The 16,124-nt window shown below is 39.9% G+C and carries 11 protein-coding genes and 1 pseudogene; 2 read left to right on the forward strand and 10 right to left on the reverse strand.

The window, feature by feature from the left end; translation table 11 throughout:
* Positions 1–72 precede the first annotated feature (72 nt).
* Positions 73–804 (forward strand): UDP-2,3-diacylglucosamine diphosphatase, encoded by a 732-nt coding sequence (locus C7Y70_RS00925; protein ID WP_135473060.1) that lies wholly within the window; start codon positions 73–75, stop codon positions 802–804.
* A 12-nt stretch (positions 805–816) separates the two neighbouring features.
* Here C7Y70_RS00925 and C7Y70_RS00930 read toward each other — a convergent pair whose 3' ends face one another.
* The 3 genes and pseudogenes from C7Y70_RS00930 to miaE all read right to left on the reverse strand — a co-directional run bounded on the left by C7Y70_RS00930 (position 817) and on the right by miaE (position 6,388).
* Positions 817–2,742 (reverse strand): HAMP domain-containing sensor histidine kinase, encoded by a 1,926-nt coding sequence (locus C7Y70_RS00930; protein ID WP_135473061.1) that lies wholly within the window; start codon positions 2,740–2,742, stop codon positions 817–819.
* Positions 2,735–4,957 (reverse strand): annotated as a pseudogene (locus tag C7Y70_RS00935) (EAL domain-containing protein). Before C7Y70_RS00935 ends, C7Y70_RS00930 begins: the two are co-directional and overlap by 8 nt.
* A gap of 672 nt (positions 4,958–5,629) precedes the next feature.
* Positions 5,630–6,388 carry a tRNA isopentenyl-2-thiomethyl-A-37 hydroxylase MiaE gene (gene miaE, locus C7Y70_RS00940; protein WP_135473062.1) on the reverse strand — a complete coding sequence of 253 codons (759 nt, stop codon included), beginning with the start codon at positions 6,386–6,388 and terminating at the stop codon, positions 5,630–5,632.
* A gap of 203 nt (positions 6,389–6,591) precedes the next feature.
* On the opposite strand from miaE, the gene C7Y70_RS00945 reads away from it, so the two are divergent.
* Positions 6,592–7,191 carry a Yip1 family protein gene (locus C7Y70_RS00945; protein WP_135473063.1) on the forward strand — a complete coding sequence of 200 codons (600 nt, stop codon included), beginning with the start codon at positions 6,592–6,594 and terminating at the stop codon, positions 7,189–7,191.
* A gap of 141 nt (positions 7,192–7,332) precedes the next feature.
* Here C7Y70_RS00945 and purF read toward each other — a convergent pair whose 3' ends face one another.
* The 7 genes from purF to C7Y70_RS00980 all read right to left on the reverse strand — a co-directional run bounded on the left by purF (position 7,333) and on the right by C7Y70_RS00980 (position 16,043).
* Positions 7,333–8,859: an amidophosphoribosyltransferase gene (gene purF / locus C7Y70_RS00950; RefSeq protein ID WP_099296130.1), complete on the reverse strand. Its 1,527-nt coding sequence runs from the start codon at positions 8,857–8,859 to the stop codon at positions 7,333–7,335.
* Between the two features lie 18 nt (positions 8,860–8,877).
* Positions 8,878–9,372: a CvpA family protein gene (locus C7Y70_RS00955; protein ID WP_058561253.1), complete on the reverse strand. Its 495-nt coding sequence runs from the start codon at positions 9,370–9,372 to the stop codon at positions 8,878–8,880.
* A gap of 61 nt (positions 9,373–9,433) precedes the next feature.
* Positions 9,434–10,096: an SPOR domain-containing protein gene (locus C7Y70_RS00960; protein WP_135473064.1), complete on the reverse strand. Its 663-nt coding sequence runs from the start codon at positions 10,094–10,096 to the stop codon at positions 9,434–9,436.
* Between the two features lie 11 nt (positions 10,097–10,107).
* The gene (gene folC, locus C7Y70_RS00965; RefSeq protein WP_135473065.1) at positions 10,108–11,373 is read right to left on the reverse strand and encodes a bifunctional tetrahydrofolate synthase/dihydrofolate synthase; all 1,266 of its coding nucleotides are present in this window, start codon (positions 11,371–11,373) and stop codon (positions 10,108–10,110) included.
* Positions 11,374–11,398: 25 nt separating this feature from the next.
* Positions 11,399–12,274 carry an acetyl-CoA carboxylase, carboxyltransferase subunit beta gene (accD, locus tag C7Y70_RS00970; protein ID WP_099296133.1) on the reverse strand — a complete coding sequence of 292 codons (876 nt, stop codon included), beginning with the start codon at positions 12,272–12,274 and terminating at the stop codon, positions 11,399–11,401.
* Positions 12,275–12,425: 151 nt separating this feature from the next.
* Complete coding sequence (gene truA, locus C7Y70_RS00975) at positions 12,426–13,220, reverse strand: tRNA pseudouridine(38-40) synthase TruA (protein WP_099296134.1); 795 nt, start codon at positions 13,218–13,220, stop codon at positions 12,426–12,428.
* 168 nt (positions 13,221–13,388) lie between these two features.
* Positions 13,389–16,043, reverse strand: a complete 2,655-nt coding sequence (locus tag C7Y70_RS00980) for a FimV/HubP family polar landmark protein (RefSeq protein ID WP_245321315.1) — start codon at positions 16,041–16,043, stop codon at positions 13,389–13,391.
* Positions 16,044–16,124: the final 81 nt, after the last annotated feature.

The following is a 16,124-nucleotide window of genomic DNA, read 5'->3' on the forward strand; positions in this document are numbered from 1 at the left end:
GGTTTGGATATATTATAAAAGCGGGTGAAATCATCCGCTTTTTATTTATTAAGATCCTGCACTCGAGTCAAAATGCGCCAAACTTACTTTATAGCCGACCTACACTTATCTGAGAGCCGCCCAGATATCACCGCTGCTTTTTACCAGTTTTTAGATAGCCACATTGTTAATAAAGATGTCGATGCTTTGTATATTTTGGGTGATTTTTTTGAAGTGTGGGTAGGCGATGATTATGTCACGCAATTATCCACAGACGTCGCTGCAAGGCTCAAGCGGGTAAGCAATAACGGCACGTCGGTGTTTTTTATTCATGGGAATCGTGACTTTATCATGCGTGATGGCTACGCTAAAAAAGCCGGTATGACTATACTCGATGAACAAACGGTGATTGATTTATATGGCACACCTACTGTCATATTGCATGGCGATGAAATGTGTACTCAAGATATTGAATACCAAAAATTTCGTAAAAAGGGTCGAGGCTGGTGGTGGCCACGTTTAATGCTGGCACTACCCTTGTGGTATCGCCGAAGTGTGGCAAAAAAAGCACGCGAAAAATCAAAGCAAAACCAAGCCGGAAAATCATTAGACATCCTCGATGTGACCGAAGAAGCCGTGCTGAATGTTTTTGCCAAACATCAGGTGAATAATATGATCCACGGACATACTCACCGCCCCGATGTACATCACTATAAAGCACATGGTGAAGCCCTTACTCGCACAGTCCTGGGCGATTGGTACACGCAAGGGTCATACTTAGTTGTGACACCTGAGTCTCAAAAGCTCATGTCGACTCCTTTTTAAGTGGACAAACAATTAGCTTCTTCCTAAATCTGGCATAGTAATCGTGAATTGGGTTTTATAGAAGTCCTCAGTCTGTGGGTCCGAATCTAATGTTATTTCACCGTGCAATACCTCAGTAACCCATTGATGTACCATATATAAACCTAAACCTGTGTTCCCATTCCCTCGAGCTGTTGTATAAAAAGGTTCAAAGATATTACTTTTTACATCATCACTAATACCACACCCGCTATCAGAAACTGTAAGCCTTATAGCTTCACCATTATATTGCTCGACTTTAATGTTTATTGCGCCCGATTGAAATTCGTCGAATGCATGATTCATCGCATTCATAACTAAATTTTCAATAACTTGCGAAATAATACCTGGGCGGCTGGCAATATGTTTATCTGTTAAAAGTTGGGTACTAATTTTCACAGAAGAAGTTTTTAACCGTGAGTTTAATGAAAGGAGCAATTCTTTTATTAGTTTATCAAAATCACACAACTCAACTTCATCACTGTGACGTTCTATAGCCATTTTTTTAAAACTTTTAACAAGAACAGCTGTTTTTTCTAAGTTCGTTTTAGCGAGTACTAAATTCTCATTAAAGCTAAACATTGTTTCGTCTAGCATTGACTTGGTTAACCCTTTTTCTACTGCTTTGCTTAACTTTTTTAATGCTAAATCTGCGTTAGATATTGAAATTAATGCACCACCAATAGGCGTATTCATTTCATGTGCAACACCTGCAACAAGAAGACCTAATGAAGAAAGTTTACGTGCCTCAATTAAACTTCCTTGCAATGCTAATTGCCGTTTAAGTGTCTTATCTAACTGACGATTCACAATTGCGAGTTCGACTTTGTCAACATGCAGTTTATTAGACAGAGTTAATAATTTATTTTGGTATTTATGGTCACGATAAATCAAACCAAAACTAACCAAACTTAACAATAAACCAACTATAGCCGTTAATTGAACTGCAAAGCGCTTCTCATTATTAATTAAACCATTTGGACTGCTCAATAGAATGATTATTTCTATATTCGCATCACTGATATTGTTTTTACTTTCTGGTATTGAATGCATAGTAAAACGGCGATATGTAAACAACGTATTATCGATTAAGGTGGAATTTATGCCTGTTTGACCCTGTGTCATCGTACTCCAAAGTTCAGGAGACCGAATGGCTAACGTATTGTTTGGTTTGTTATACATAAACCCCCACTCTAACGCAGGGTCTTTATTTAAAAGCCAAAAACCATCTTGATTTAAAATACTTACTTGAGCCATTTTTTTGTTAAACGTTTGTATTTCTCTAAACAAGTAATCGAGGTTAAAATTCACGACTATCAGGCCATCAATAAGGTACTCGTTCCTATTTGTTCTGTATGTTACGCGAATTGTGGGCTCATGCGGCTTAACTATTTTTCCTCGTTCAATATTTAAGTCAACCTGTGAAGTGAATGTGTTTGGTGCTTCAACTTGCATGCCTTGGATAAAATAATACCTATTTTTTTTATTCTGCAAGAAGCGCTGTTTAACAATTGTGTTTTTATCCTGACTGATATCAACCCTAAAGCGCTCTTGGCCTTGCGAGTCAATCCACCTTACTTGAGAAATATTTTTTGTAGCTGCTGCAAAGTTTAAAAAATACTCATTGATGCGAGGCCTTTTCTCATAAATTGTTGATAACGCCTCAGATCCATTTTTTTTTAAAACTGAACCCTGCCCGAGTATTTTTGTCAATTTTTCAATGCTGCTTATTTCTCTCGTAAGGCTATTACTTATAAATGTGAGCTTTTCATCTTGTATCGCATTAAGTTCATTTATTTCACTTTGATAAACCTGCGAATAAATCAACCACATAATTAATAGGTTAATAAACGCGCTAAACAAAGACTTTAATATTAAACCTTTATTTGACGCTGTAAGTGTAGGATCAGTGTTATTCATGTTTGTCGGTATAACGATTTAACCAAATCAGTAAGTCATCCATAAATTGGGGCTTTGAAAAATAATAACCTTGCGCAGTTTCGCATCCTTGTTCGAGTAACCAGCTAGCCTCGAATTCATTTTCAACTCCCTCCGCAATAACAAGAAAATTATATTGCTCCGCTAAAGAGAGGATCATTTTAATCATATACTGGTTATTTTTGTTAGACTCGAGGTTAGTAACAAAGTACTGATCAATTTTTATTGATGTAGAAGGTATTTCGTTTATATGTGCCAACGATGAATACCCAGTCCCAAAATCATCAATACTAACTTTCAAGCCTAAGGCTTTAAATCGCTCTAACGTTTCTTTTATCAAACCATAGTTACTTATCGCCTGCGTCTCTGTAACCTCGATTTCGAGCTGTGAAGGAGAAATTCCATGCGCGTCAATTTTTGACTTTACCTGATTAAAATAATCTGGGTTAACTAAATCGTACGAAGAGGCATTAAACGCTACAGGTAAATTAAAGCCGTGACTATTTAACACTTTGATACTTTGTAGTACTTTTTCAAAAATGACATTGTCGAGCTCATTAATCAAACCAGCGGTCTCGGCAAGCTCTATAAATTCATCTGGGCGCACAAACGAGCCGTCAGCCAATTGCCACCTTGCTAAAGCTTCAAAACCAACCGGTGTTAACGATGATAAACTCATTTTTGGCTGCAATGCCACTTCTAAACTTTTAGTGCCAATAGCCGTTCTGAGTTGCGCCATTAACTGATAACGCCTCGCTATTGCTTGTGTTTTTTCTTTGGTGTGTTTGATGTAGTGAACTTGATTTGACTTTATAGTTAAACTTGACTCAGCCAAATTAATAATTTTATCTGGTGATAATCCAATCACTGAACTCAGCTCAAGCTCCAAAGTACTAACATCTATAAATTGCTTTACGTTTTCAATTTCATATTGTTGTTTGCTTTGAAACAGTTTGACACCTTCGGCGATATCAAAATCATCGCTGACTAACAGGCCAAATGCTCTGTTACTAATAAGCGCAATACGAGGCGCTTCTTGCGCGAAAACTGATGTAATACTGTCGTGCACTAATTTAATAAGTTTATTACAAAACTCATGACCAAATGTGAATGACTTTTCATCAAACTGATAAATATCAAAAAGCAATAATCGGGTTTTCAAGCGCTCGCGCGAGTTCATGTTTTTTATTTCTCGCATTAACCAATTTCGATTTTTTAAGTTAAGTGTGACATCGGTATAGGCAAGCTCAGTTAGACGGTTCAACAATGATATATTTGAAAAGCCAGTATTAACATTTTCACTAAACACTTTTAGCAAATACTCATGTTGTTCATTGATGGTGTTGTTTGATTTTACTATAGTGATGTAATCAACTTCCCCCTCTGCTGGGGCACCAAAGAAAAACACACTGTGATGTTTGGCAAAAACATGTTGGCGACGCTCAATTGCAGATTGAAAGTCTTGGTAAATCTCTTCAGATAAAGTATTTTCATGAAGCGTCCCCTTAGCCCCTCTGAAACAACCTTGAGTAGAAAGTATTGTTGCTTTGCAATCAATAGAAGAATTGCTAGAACAAAAAATGCCGCCTCCTTGTGTAATATTTAAAATATTACTAATTTCTTCAAGTACAGCATATGAAAATGAAGCCATATCATGCTTACTATTAATACTACGGGACGCATCTAATACTAGCTGCAAGCCTTGTTTGGCTGATTTTATCTGAGAAATATACTCCTAAGTACGCATATTACTGTTTACGATTGATTGTAATTTTTCAACAGTAATGTCTGATTTATTCCAATACTCATCTATGTCGAGCACTTTCATTACTTCAGCCTCGGGAGCAAAACCAGGTTGTCCTGTCAACAGGACAATTCTCATTTCAGCATTACCAATGATTTCTCTTATTGTATTGACCAAGCGTAAACCAGAGTCATCATCTTCCATCACTACATCAATAAAAATTAAAGCAATATCGGGATGCATACTTAACGCAAGGGCAGCTTGTGACACGGAGTTTGCCGTCAGTAATTCAAACTTATAGCCGTCCTTAACATTTAGAACTTTTAAGCTGTTTATTAACGCATTTTGATAATCTAAATCATCTTCAACGCTTAAAATTTTCCATATCTTTAAGTCTTTATCTACTGCTTTTTCTTCTTCAGCAAATAAAAACAATCCATCTTTATCGCTCATACTTTTCACCAAAATTAAACAAAGGAGTAAACCTTATAAATCCAAGCCACCTCAAAATACAGAGCCCAGCGTTGCACAGGAATTAAAATCAAAGCGTTACTTTTCAACAATGGCCATCCCTTTTTAGAAGGAACAGCGATGGGAGTAAGTACCTTTGAAACGCCCTGCGGGTTGGTTTAAAAGCGATGTATACTGCGTTATTGATTTTAACAAAGTAACAACCATTACCTTGGCTACATCGATTTTTAATTCCAATGACCCTCACATCTTGAGGAGGCTTTGGTATAAATAAATCTCAATAATTGAATTAAATACCCGATTAGAGAACACCCTGAATTAACACTAGAAGAGAGATGGTAAAGAGTCCAATTTGTTTCAGAAATAAAATGGATATTGGCAATAAATGTGTTTTATTTTGGTAAGTTATATAGTAATTGTTAACGCCAAAGAGCCGCTATATGTGGCGCTCAAACAGCAAGCCCAAGAAAAAAAATAAAAAATTTAAAAAAAATCAAAAAAATGTATTAAATAATCATGGATTGAATGGAAGAAGAAATATTTATAAAACTTAAAAGGTAAGTGCCCTAATACACAAAACAAGGAGATATCGAGTGTATTAGGAAGCCGCTCATGTCTTATTGATTAATTTAGTGCTTGGTGTTTAGTGTATTTTTAGGTGGGTAATCCACTATGAAACTTAAATTCCTCATCAGGGCTAGAGATAAGCTCAGCTTCTAGATTACCAAAAAATTCAACCCGTTCCGTAATATTAAACTGTGCAATTTCTTGCGCTAAGGCTAAGTAATCTTGATAATGGCGCGCCTCAGAACGCAGGAGCGAAATATAAAAATCACCTAGACGTTTATCAACATGTGGGGCAAGTTTTGCAAACCGTTCACATGAGCGGGCCTCAATATATGCACCTACTATCAGTTTATCCACTAACGCGTCTGGTTCAAAGGTTTTAACGTGGCGTAACATACCTTTGGCGTAACGGCACGGCGTAATACTTTTATATTCAACGCCATACTCATCCATAATTTCAAGTACCTGATAAAAATGATGTAGCTCTTCTTTTATCAGCATCACCATTTTATCAATTAAGTCTTGCCCATAAGGTGAGTTAGATTTAGGAATAATAGACTTCGTTAGTTTATTTTTGGATGCTAAATCACGCCAATTTCCTTCACGCTTGTAAATAAGCGTTTCAAACGGTTTAAGCCATTCAAGCAGAGCATCACCACTTTCCTTGTCTACTGCGTATTTTCTTATTAAAAACATTGCGCTTTGCGCGGCTTTTAACTCACAAATTAAGTGATCGATCAGAATTATAGGTAGGTTTTCTTTTTTAGTTGCTTTATCGATCCAACCATTTGGCGTTTCACAGTTTAAAAAGTCGTTGATTGGTTGCAAAAGTTCGCTATGTGGCACAGTTGGAATTGCTCATAAAATAGAATAATAGAAACCGTATATTACCATGGAACACCGACAAAAATAAATCAGCTCAACCTCTACTAATGTCTAATACACCTTAGCAAATGGCACTTTCTTGACAAGGTCGAATTACTGAACCATAACTTAATATAAGCTGTATAAAAATAAAACAGTAAATTTATCCTTTTAAGGGGCACGCAATGATTTTAAACCATTTATGGGGCATTTATGCTCACCCACTTGAAGAGTGGCAAACGATAGACAACCGTCATGAAAGCCTAACCTATAGCCTTTCTCATATCCTGCTTATTGCATTATTTCCATCTGCAATGGGGTATTACTCTTCAGTGTATCTAGGCTGGAGCATTGGCGCCGGAAACCCTGTTTTCCTCACGCATGACAGTGCACTTTTAATTGCGATCGCCATGTATGCCGCATTAATTATAGGTGTTTTTGCACTTGCCTATTTATCTCATTGGATGGCGGTTACGTTCGGGGCAAAGCCCACTTTCACTCAAACACTCGAGCTTGCAGCTTATACTTCAACGCCGGTGTTTATGTCTGCACTAGCAGCGTTTATACCTGAGTTGTGGTTCGTAGTATGCGCAGGCATGGTCGCATTAGCATACTCTGTCTATTTGCTTTACACTGGCGTACCGATTTTAATGCACATTCCCGAAGAAAGGGGATTCATCTACGCAAGTTCAGTTGTTACATGCGGCTTGATTCTATTGGTAATTATTTTAGCAGTCACAGCTATGTTGTGGACAAATGGCATTATTGACCCAGCATTTACATAAATGTTGTTCTTGAGCTGAGATAGGCAATTTTAGAAGTAGAAAACAGGCGTAAAGAAGTTATTAAATGTGTTTCGTTATTTTCCTTTCCTATGCAAAAAAGGAGCTAAATTAGCTCCTTTTTTTTTGCGCTTGCAAATTCAGTTAATCTGAACCGTTTTCTTCTTGGTTATGTAATTCTAACCCTGAAGACATTGCGCTTTCTCGCGTTGATTTAGCGGAGTCATTACGCAGTCTATCAATACGATTAAGGTAATCTTGATCGATGCCACCAGTAATGTATTGACCATCAAATACTGAAGTTTCAAACCGGCTAATTTCTGGATTTTCTTGGCGAACTGCGGCAATTAAGTCATCGAGTGATTGGAAGATTAAACCATCAGAGCCAATGCTAGCGTTAATGTCTTCTACTTCACGACCATGAGCAATAAGCTCAGCAGCAGATGGCATATCAATACCATACACGTTCGGGAAGCGAATTTCAGGTGCAGCTGAGGCAAAGTAAACATTCTTAGCGCCTGATTCACGAGCCATTTCAACGATTTGAGCTGAAGTAGTACCACGCACAATTGAGTCGTCAACTAATAGAACATTTTTACCTTTGAACTCACGATCAATAGCATTCAGCTTTTGGCGCACTGACTTTTTACGCATTTCTTGGCCTGGCATAATAAAAGTACGACCAATATATCGGTTTTTCACAAAGCCTTGACGGTAAGGTAATTCAAGTACGCGGGCTATCTCAAGCGCTACATCGCACGATGTTTCAGGGATAGGAATAACCACATCGATGTCTTTATCAGCCCAGTCACGGGCTATTTTTTCACCTAACTTAGTGCCCATGTTTACGCGCGTTGCATACACTGACATACGGTCTATATTTGAATCTGGGCGAGCAAAGTAAACAAACTCAAAGATACACGGTGAATAAGAGGCTTTTTCAGCACAAGCTTGAGAATAAAACTCACCCGCTTCGGTTACGTAAATTGCTTCGCCTGGTGCTACATCGCGTACAAACTCAAAACCATCAGTTTTTAGTGCTACACTCTCTGAAGCGAACATGTACTCTGTACCGTTTGCAGTTTCTCGCTTACCAAATACGAGTGGACGAATGCCATTTGGGTCACGAAATGCGAGCACACCATGGCCAATTACCATTGCGATGGCTGCATAGCCACCTTGTACTTTGCTAATAACCTCAGTGACAGCAGTGAACACATCTTCAGCATCAAGCTTCAGTTTGTCAGCTTTGCTTAACTCATGAGCCATGATGTTAAGTAAAATTTCAGAATCTGATGTCGTGTTAACGTGACGGCGTGCCTCAGAGAATAATTGTTCTTTAAGCTGCTCTGCATTGGTTAAGTTACCATTATGAGCTAAGGCGATACCAAACGGTGAGTTAACGTAAAAAGGTTGTGCTTCTGACGAGCTAGACGAGCCAGCTGTTGGGTAGCGTACATGGCCGATACCAATAGTCCCTTGTAAGCGCTTCATATGACGAGTGTGAAAAACATCTTTCACTAAGCCATTCGCTTTACGTAAACTAAACGTGTTGTTCTCTATGGTAATGATGCCCGCAGCATCTTGACCACGGTGTTGCAAAACAGTTAAGCCATCATATATCGCCTGATTTACAGGAGATGTTCCGACTATTCCAACGATACCGCACATGCAATTTTTCCTCGGTGATTAACGGTTGACCGAATTTAAAAAGCTTGAATTGTTTTCGAGGTACGAAAAGAACCACTCAACAACAAAGCCAAATTCTGGGATCAAAATAGAATTACCCCACCAATGCGTATTTGGCGCACCGGTAAAAGCATCAAGAAAGAAGAGTAACGCGCTCACGACCAACACGCCACGCAGTGCACCAAACACAATGCCAAAGACACGGTCGGTGCCAGATAAGCCTGTACGTTGTACAAGTTCACCTAAGAGGTAGTTTAACATTCCGCCTAACAATAGCGTCGCAAAGAATAATATGGCAATGGCCGCTGCATTTCTTAAAAGGGGTTCAGAAATACTGGTTAGGAAAGAGGCTAAATATTGGTAAAATAAACTAGAAATGATAAAAGCGCCGGCCCATACGGCTAAAGACATTGCTTCTTTAATAAAGCCACGAATTAAACCTATGATAGTAGACAGTGCAATAATGCCAAGAATGGCGTAATCAACCCAGATCATAATAACCAACTAGTCGTTAATTTGGGGCGCATTCTATAAGACAACCCGCCCAATTGCCAGATCATTTTGTTACTTCGAATTGCGTAACTTTGCCGTTTAACTTTGTAAGTTCTTTTAATTCAGGTAGTTTGCTTTGAAGTTGCGCTTTATCTAGCGATGGACCAACAAAAACTTTGGTTAAAGTACCGTTTGGAGTTTTAACTGGACGAGTAAAGGTTTTAAAACCATTTGCCTTAAGTTTAGCTTGAAGAGATTTAACATTCGCTGCATGAGAAAAGCTGCCTAGCTGGATAACATAGGCCATTTTGGTCAGGTTCTCTTCTGGCTGACGAACAGGCTCTGGGGCTTGCTCAACCTGTTTTTGAGTATTAATCGCCGGAGTTGAATGTGTGTTTACTGGCCCATTGCTATCCGTTGTTGCTGTAACGAACTCAGGCTCTGCGGTTATAACTTCAGGCGTCTTGTCTGCTTTACTGTCACTGAGTAATGCATCATCATTTGAAATATCTTCAACGACTTGCATTTTTGGTTGCTCAGCATTGGCAAACGAGTCATCTATTGTTTCTTGCAAATCAATAGTTTTGAACTCAGGACGTTCAGGTATGGCCTTAAACCCTTCTTGGTAATGCACCTTCTCACCATCCAATATATTTGGAATAAATATGATAGCTGCAATCACTACAATGCTGGTGCCGACTAAACGATTTATGAAGCCTGAGTTCACTGTGTATCTCTCTATTTTTTCCAATATTGAATTGCTGCTGCAACCGTAAAAAATGAACCAAAAACAATGAGCACTGAACGCTCATCCATTTTTGGGAGTAGAGCATTTAGCGCGCTTTCAACATTCTTGTATTGCGCCAGTGGTGCATGAGATTTTACATTATTCATTGCATTGGCTAAGTTTTCTACTGTATCGCCTCTAAAGCAATCAAGACCAGCTAAATGCCATTGGTCTATAACAGGGCTTACTTCATTTAAAACAGCTACTTTATCTTTATCTTTAAGCATAGCGACTAACGCATGAACTTTAAAGCCTTGATCTGCTAAGTGCTTTAATTTTTTGGTCAAGTAACGTGCTGATTCAGGATTATGTGCAACATCAGTATAAACCAAAGGCGATGAACTTAGCCTCTGAAAGCGCCCTTCGACCACTAGATTACTTAAACATTTATTGATTACATCTTTGCTAGGCAATAAATCAAGCACAGCGAGTGTAGTCAATGCAGTGGCTGCATTTTGACAAGGAATACTTGGCTTCACAAACTCATAATCAAATTCACTAAATTGCCAAGTAAAGCTGCTTTGATGCTCTTTAAATACAAAATCCTTACCAGAAAGATACATATCCGCCGCAACTTCTGTGCCGTAATCAGTCACAGTATGAGGTATATTTAAATCCCCAACGATAGCTGGCGTATCAACCCTAAAGATGCCCGCTTTATCGTAGCCAACTAATTCACGGGTATCGCCAAGGTACTCTTTGTGGTCTAAATCTATTGTGGTTATAACACTTGCATAAGGAGTGACGATATTTGTAGCGTCAAAACGGCCACCGAGCCCCACTTCAAGTAGTACGTAATCCACGCTATGGCGTTTAAATATCGCCAACGCACCTAAGGTGCCATATTCGAAGTACGTTAATGGTGTTTCACCACGGCCCTGCTCTAACAAGTCAAATGCATCAACGTGAAATTGATCATCAAGCTCAGCGCCATTAATGCGAACACGTTCATTGTAGTGAATTAAATGCGGAGAAGCATACGTGCCCACACTGTGCCCTTGAGCCAACAAGAGTGACTCTAAACAACGTGCTGTAGTACCTTTGCCGTTTGTGCCGCCAATCAGAATAATTTTACTTGAGGTGTCTAATAAACCAATGTTGCTGGCAACATCGGCTACGCGCTCGAGCCCCATAGCTATATTTGCAGGGTGAACACTTTCTAAATAACAAAGCCAATCATCAAGGCTTGATGATTGGCTAGGAATATTTTTTGTCATAGCGTGTAATCAGTTAAGCTGAAATTTACGCTACTCTATGCTCTTGTTCAGTAGAAGGCAAGTTCATAAATTTAGCCAGTACGCGAGCTAGCGTATCACGCATCTCACGACGGTCTACAATCATGTCAATTGCACCATGCTCGAGTAGGAATTCACTGCGTTGAAAACCATCCGGTAAGGTTTCACGTACTGTTTGCTCGATAACACGTGGTCCAGCAAAACCAATTAACGCTTTTGGCTCAGCCACATTGATATCACCTAACATTGCTAATGACGCCGATACACCACCCATTGTAGGGTCGGTCATCACCGAAATAAACGGCAAGCCTTTTTCACTCATTTTAGCAAGTGCAGCACTGGTTTTGGCCATTTGCATTAACGACATAAGCGCCTCTTGCATACGTGCACCACCTGAGGCAGAAAAACAAATAAGCGGCATGTTGTGCTCTAAACATTGGTCAACAGCATCTACAAAACGCGCGCCAACAACCGACGCCATTGAGCCACCCATAAATGAGAACTCAAATGCAACAGCAGCAACAGGAATACCTTTTAATCGACCTTTCATCGCAACTAAGGCGTCTTTTTCGCCACTTGATTTTTGCGCTGCGCTAATGCGGTCTGAATACTTTTTAGAATCTTTGAACTTTAAAACATCTTTTGGTTCGTGCTCGGTACCTAGCTCTTGACGATCTGCATCATCAAGAAAGTGCTCTAAACGTTTACGTCCACTCACCCGCATGTGATGATCACATTTAGGACATACATTCAGTGATTTTTCTAACTCTGCTTTATATAAAATCGAATCACAATCTGTACATTTTGCCCAAACCCCTTCAGGGATCTCTTTACGGCCAGAAGATTTTGTCGTTTTAGGTAAGATTTTTTCTAACCAACTCATTTGCAACTCTCTTAATACTGTTCTGTGTCGCTTCCTGCCCGAATATACAGGCAGACAATTTTTTCAATTAAAACATGAATTACACGCCGACGGTATAAAAAACTGGTCTTAGTAGTGAAATGACCTTGACTTCTGGCGGCTTAGAAATTCTTTATTTATCCGAATCTGCTAAAAATAAAGGGCCCAGCGTTGTTGATGGGATCTCAAACTGCGCAGGATAATCAACATCAACAAGATATAAACCCGCCGCTTTAGCCGTTGCACTGGCTTTTGCGCGCTCTTTTAAATCAAGTAGCTCTTTAAGCCATACCGGCTTGTGCTTATGTAATCCAATATCCATTAAACACCCTGTAATATTTCGCACCATGTGATGTAGAAAAGCATTCGCTTTTATATCAATAATCACATAGTCGCCTTGGCGTTTAACAGATAAGTGATGAATAGTTCTATTTGCTGTGTTTGCTTGACAATGCAGCGCACGGAACGATGTAAAATCGTGCTCACCAATTAAATACTGACAGGCTTCTTGCATTTGAACTTCGTCTAATGGGTGATAAAAATGCGTGACACCTTCATTCATAATCGCCCCGCGGTAAGCGAAGTTATAAATAACGTAGCGGTAACGCCTTGCTGTTGCGCTAAAGCGAGCATGAAAATCTTCGCTGACAGGTTTCGCAAATCGAATAGCAATATCTTTTGGTAGGAGTGTGTTCATTCCCATTGTAAAGGCAACCATTTCTCGGTCAGCCTCAGTATCAAAATGTACCACTTGACCCGTGCCATGAACGCCCGCATCGGTGCGTCCTGCACAAACAATTTCAACTGGGTGATTACAAATACGCGAAAGCGCTGTTTCTACTTCTTGTTGTACACTGTTAACGTGCGATTGACGCTGCCAACCACTGTATCGTGCGCCGTTGTATTCAACCCCAAGTGCTACTCGCATAATGACTGCTTTACCTACTGTGCTAATGAACGAGGCATTTTATGCTATATAGCAATCTAATAAAAGTGACACTATACAAATAAACTAATCGCCACACCTTTCATTTAAAAGGTGTAATAAAAAAGGGCCTAAACGTGAGTTCAGACCCTTTGTTTATATAAAACACTATTAGCCTAATTTAGCCTTCAAACTCTGCGCTTCTTGCTGCACTTCTTCAGGGCCATTCGCTATAACATCTTCAATAGCATCAAGCGCTGAGTCCATATCGTCTATTTCAATGTATGCGCGCGCTAAATCAAGCTTGGCAGAGTAGCCTCCGCTCTCTAAATCTACATCAGTCGGGTTTTCTCCCGCCAATAATGCATCATATTCACTTAGCCCCACATCCATATCAATGTCGTCATAAGGTTCGTGTTCAGGGCTTGCATCATCACTTTGTTCTATCAAGGCATCAATATCTACAAATTCGTCATCAACAGGATCAAGGGTGCTTTGAGAGCTTTCTAACTCACTTGCTGGCGTGTCAGTTAACCCATTCAGCTCTGTTAGGTCCTCATTAAGCAACGCATCAAAGTCAACATCAAAATCATCACTGTCTTCAATGTTTAAAGGCTCAGGCTCCGCTAACTCACTGAGTAAAGAATCAAAATCAGTTTGAGTAAGATCGGCCATAAAGTCATCATCAAGTTCATCGTCTGATAAACTTGTTTCATCAATACTGCTTTCTAACTCTGTAGCAACGTCATCGTTAGCTATCTGGCCAAGGGCCTCTTCATTGATATCATCAAGTTGACTGTCAAACACTGGCTCTTGCTTTTCATCATCAACCAGTAATTCATCCCCAATCAAGGGCTCGTCATCAAAATCTTGCTCTAATGTGTCAGAGTTTTCATTTGCGGACATAGCTTCAGCTAAGTCTTGCTCAGCTTGACTTAATTGTAATTCAGCATCATCAACAGCTTCATCTTGCGCGAATGCGTCTAATTCATTGCTCTGGCTTGAATCATCAATTAAAGAATCTATTTCATTTTCATCATTGAGGTCAACATCCACTGTTTCATTGACTTCTGGAGTAATTGTTTGCTCAAGCTCTGAACTTGACTCTGGAATATCAAGCTCATCTTCCAATGGTTCATTGCTAATAAAGTCATCTTCAATTAACTGTTCGTCATCAAAATCATGTTCTAAATTATCAATTTCTTGACCGCCAGCCATCGCATTTGCAAGATCTTGCTCTGTTTGACTTAGTGGAAGTTCTGCCTCATTTTGAGGTGAATCCATATCGTCATAGTCAAGCTCAAGCTCTGGGTATTCTTCAAGCTCTTGACTAGGAGTTATATCTTCAGTTTCAGGTGATTCATCTTCAGCTGCTAAATCAATATCTGATGAAATTCCCTCTTCGTCGAGTGGGTCATCCCCTAAATCTATTTCAACTTCTTCAATATCATCATTAAGATCATCTGTAGAAGACCACTGTGGATCAGCAACATAATCGTCTTCTTGTTGCAGTTCATTTAGTAATTCATCAACACTTTTTAAAGCAGGATCATCATATTCATCCAGAAGGTCTTCTTCATCCATAATAACGTTTGAGTCATCACCCTCTGGTAATTCAGACAACTCAGATTCTGCCTCAAGCTCTGGCTCTTCTGCAAGTTCAGGCTCTGCTTCAAGCTCTGGCTCTGCTTCAAGTTCAGGCTCTTCCTCAAGCTCTGGCTCTTCTGCAAGTTCTGGCTCTGCTTCAGGCTCAAGTTCTTCCTCAAGCTCTGGCTCTGCTTCAAGTTCAGGCTCTGCTTCAGGCTCTGGCTCTGCTTCAAGCTCTGGCTCTGCTTCAAATTCAGGTTTTACTTCAAGTTCAGGCTCTTCCTCAAGCTCTGGCTCTTCTGCAAGTTCTGGTTCTGCTTCAAGTTCAGGCACTTCCTCAAGCTCTGGCTCTTCTGCAAGTTCTGGTTCTTCCTCAAGCTCAGGCTCCGCTTCAAGCTCTGGCTCTGCTTCAAGCTCTGGCTCTGCTGCAAGTTCAGGCTCTTCTTCAAGCTCAGGCTCTTCTTCAAGCTCTGGCTCTGCTTCAAGCTCTGGCTCTGCTTCAGGCTCAGGTTCTTCTTCAAGCTCTGGTTCTTCCTCAAGTTCTGGTTCTGCTTCAAGTTCAGGTTCTACTTCAAGTTCAGGTTCTACTTCAAGTTCAGGTTCTACTTCAAGTTCAGGCTCTGCTTCAGGCTCTTCTGCAAGCTCTGGTTCTGCTTCAGGCTCAGGTTCTTCCTCAAGCTCAGGTTCTGCTTCAAGTTCAGGCTCTTCTGCAAGCTCTGGCTCTGCTTCAAGCTCAGGTTCTGCTTCAAGTTCTTCTAAATCTGGTTCATCAGTGAGGGACGACGCTATATTTTCTACATCATCAACGTTTAACTCATCTTCAACAGCTGACAAGTCCTCCATTGAATCTGACAACGCTTCATCAAGTTCTGAGTCATGCTCATTCGCTGTTTGTTGCGCTTCTTGATTTGATTGAGGTTGTTCGTTTGTTGCAGCATCATCGATTAAACCTTCGATATCATCTAAATCAAACTCATCTTCTTCTTCAACTAATTCAGTTGGCTGTTCAGCATCATCAATGAGCGAGTCGATATCATCTAAATCAAATTCGTCCTCTTCTTCAACTAATTCAGTTGGCTGTTCAGCATCATCAATGAGCGAGTCGATATCATCTAAATCAAATTCGTCCTCTTCTTCAACCAATTCAGCTGGCTGCTCGGGCTGTGCATTGCTTTGCTCAGCATCATCAATGAGCGAGTCGATATCGTCTAAATCAAATTCGTCGTCTTCTTCAACCAACTCAGTTGGCTGCTCGGATTCAGCATCGGTTTGTGCAGCATCATCAATGAGCGAGTCAATATCGGTCTCTTATACACATCT

Source organism: Pseudoalteromonas sp. KS88, from assembly GCF_004766475.1.
In the GTDB taxonomy this organism is placed as follows: domain Bacteria; phylum Pseudomonadota; class Gammaproteobacteria; order Enterobacterales; family Alteromonadaceae; genus Pseudoalteromonas.

Coding starts and splice junctions, on each gene's coding strand:
- C7Y70_RS00945 (WP_135473063.1), top strand. CDS start 6,592: ATGATTTTAAACCATTTATGGGGCATTTATGCTCACCCACTTGAAGAG.
- accD (WP_099296133.1), bottom strand. CDS start 12,274: ATGAGTTGGTTAGAAAAAATCTTACCTAAAACGACAAAATCTTCTGGC.
- purF (WP_099296130.1), bottom strand. CDS start 8,859: ATGTGCGGTATCGTTGGAATAGTCGGAACATCTCCTGTAAATCAGGCG.
- folC (WP_135473065.1), bottom strand. CDS start 11,373: ATGACAAAAAATATTCCTAGCCAATCATCAAGCCTTGATGATTGGCTT.
- C7Y70_RS00925 (WP_135473060.1), top strand. CDS start 73: ATGCGCCAAACTTACTTTATAGCCGACCTACACTTATCTGAGAGCCGC.
- C7Y70_RS00955 (WP_058561253.1), bottom strand. CDS start 9,372: ATGATCTGGGTTGATTACGCCATTCTTGGCATTATTGCACTGTCTACT.
- truA (WP_099296134.1), bottom strand. CDS start 13,220: ATGCGAGTAGCACTTGGGGTTGAATACAACGGCGCACGATACAGTGGT.
- C7Y70_RS00930 (WP_135473061.1), bottom strand. CDS start 2,742: ATGAATAACACTGATCCTACACTTACAGCGTCAAATAAAGGTTTAATA.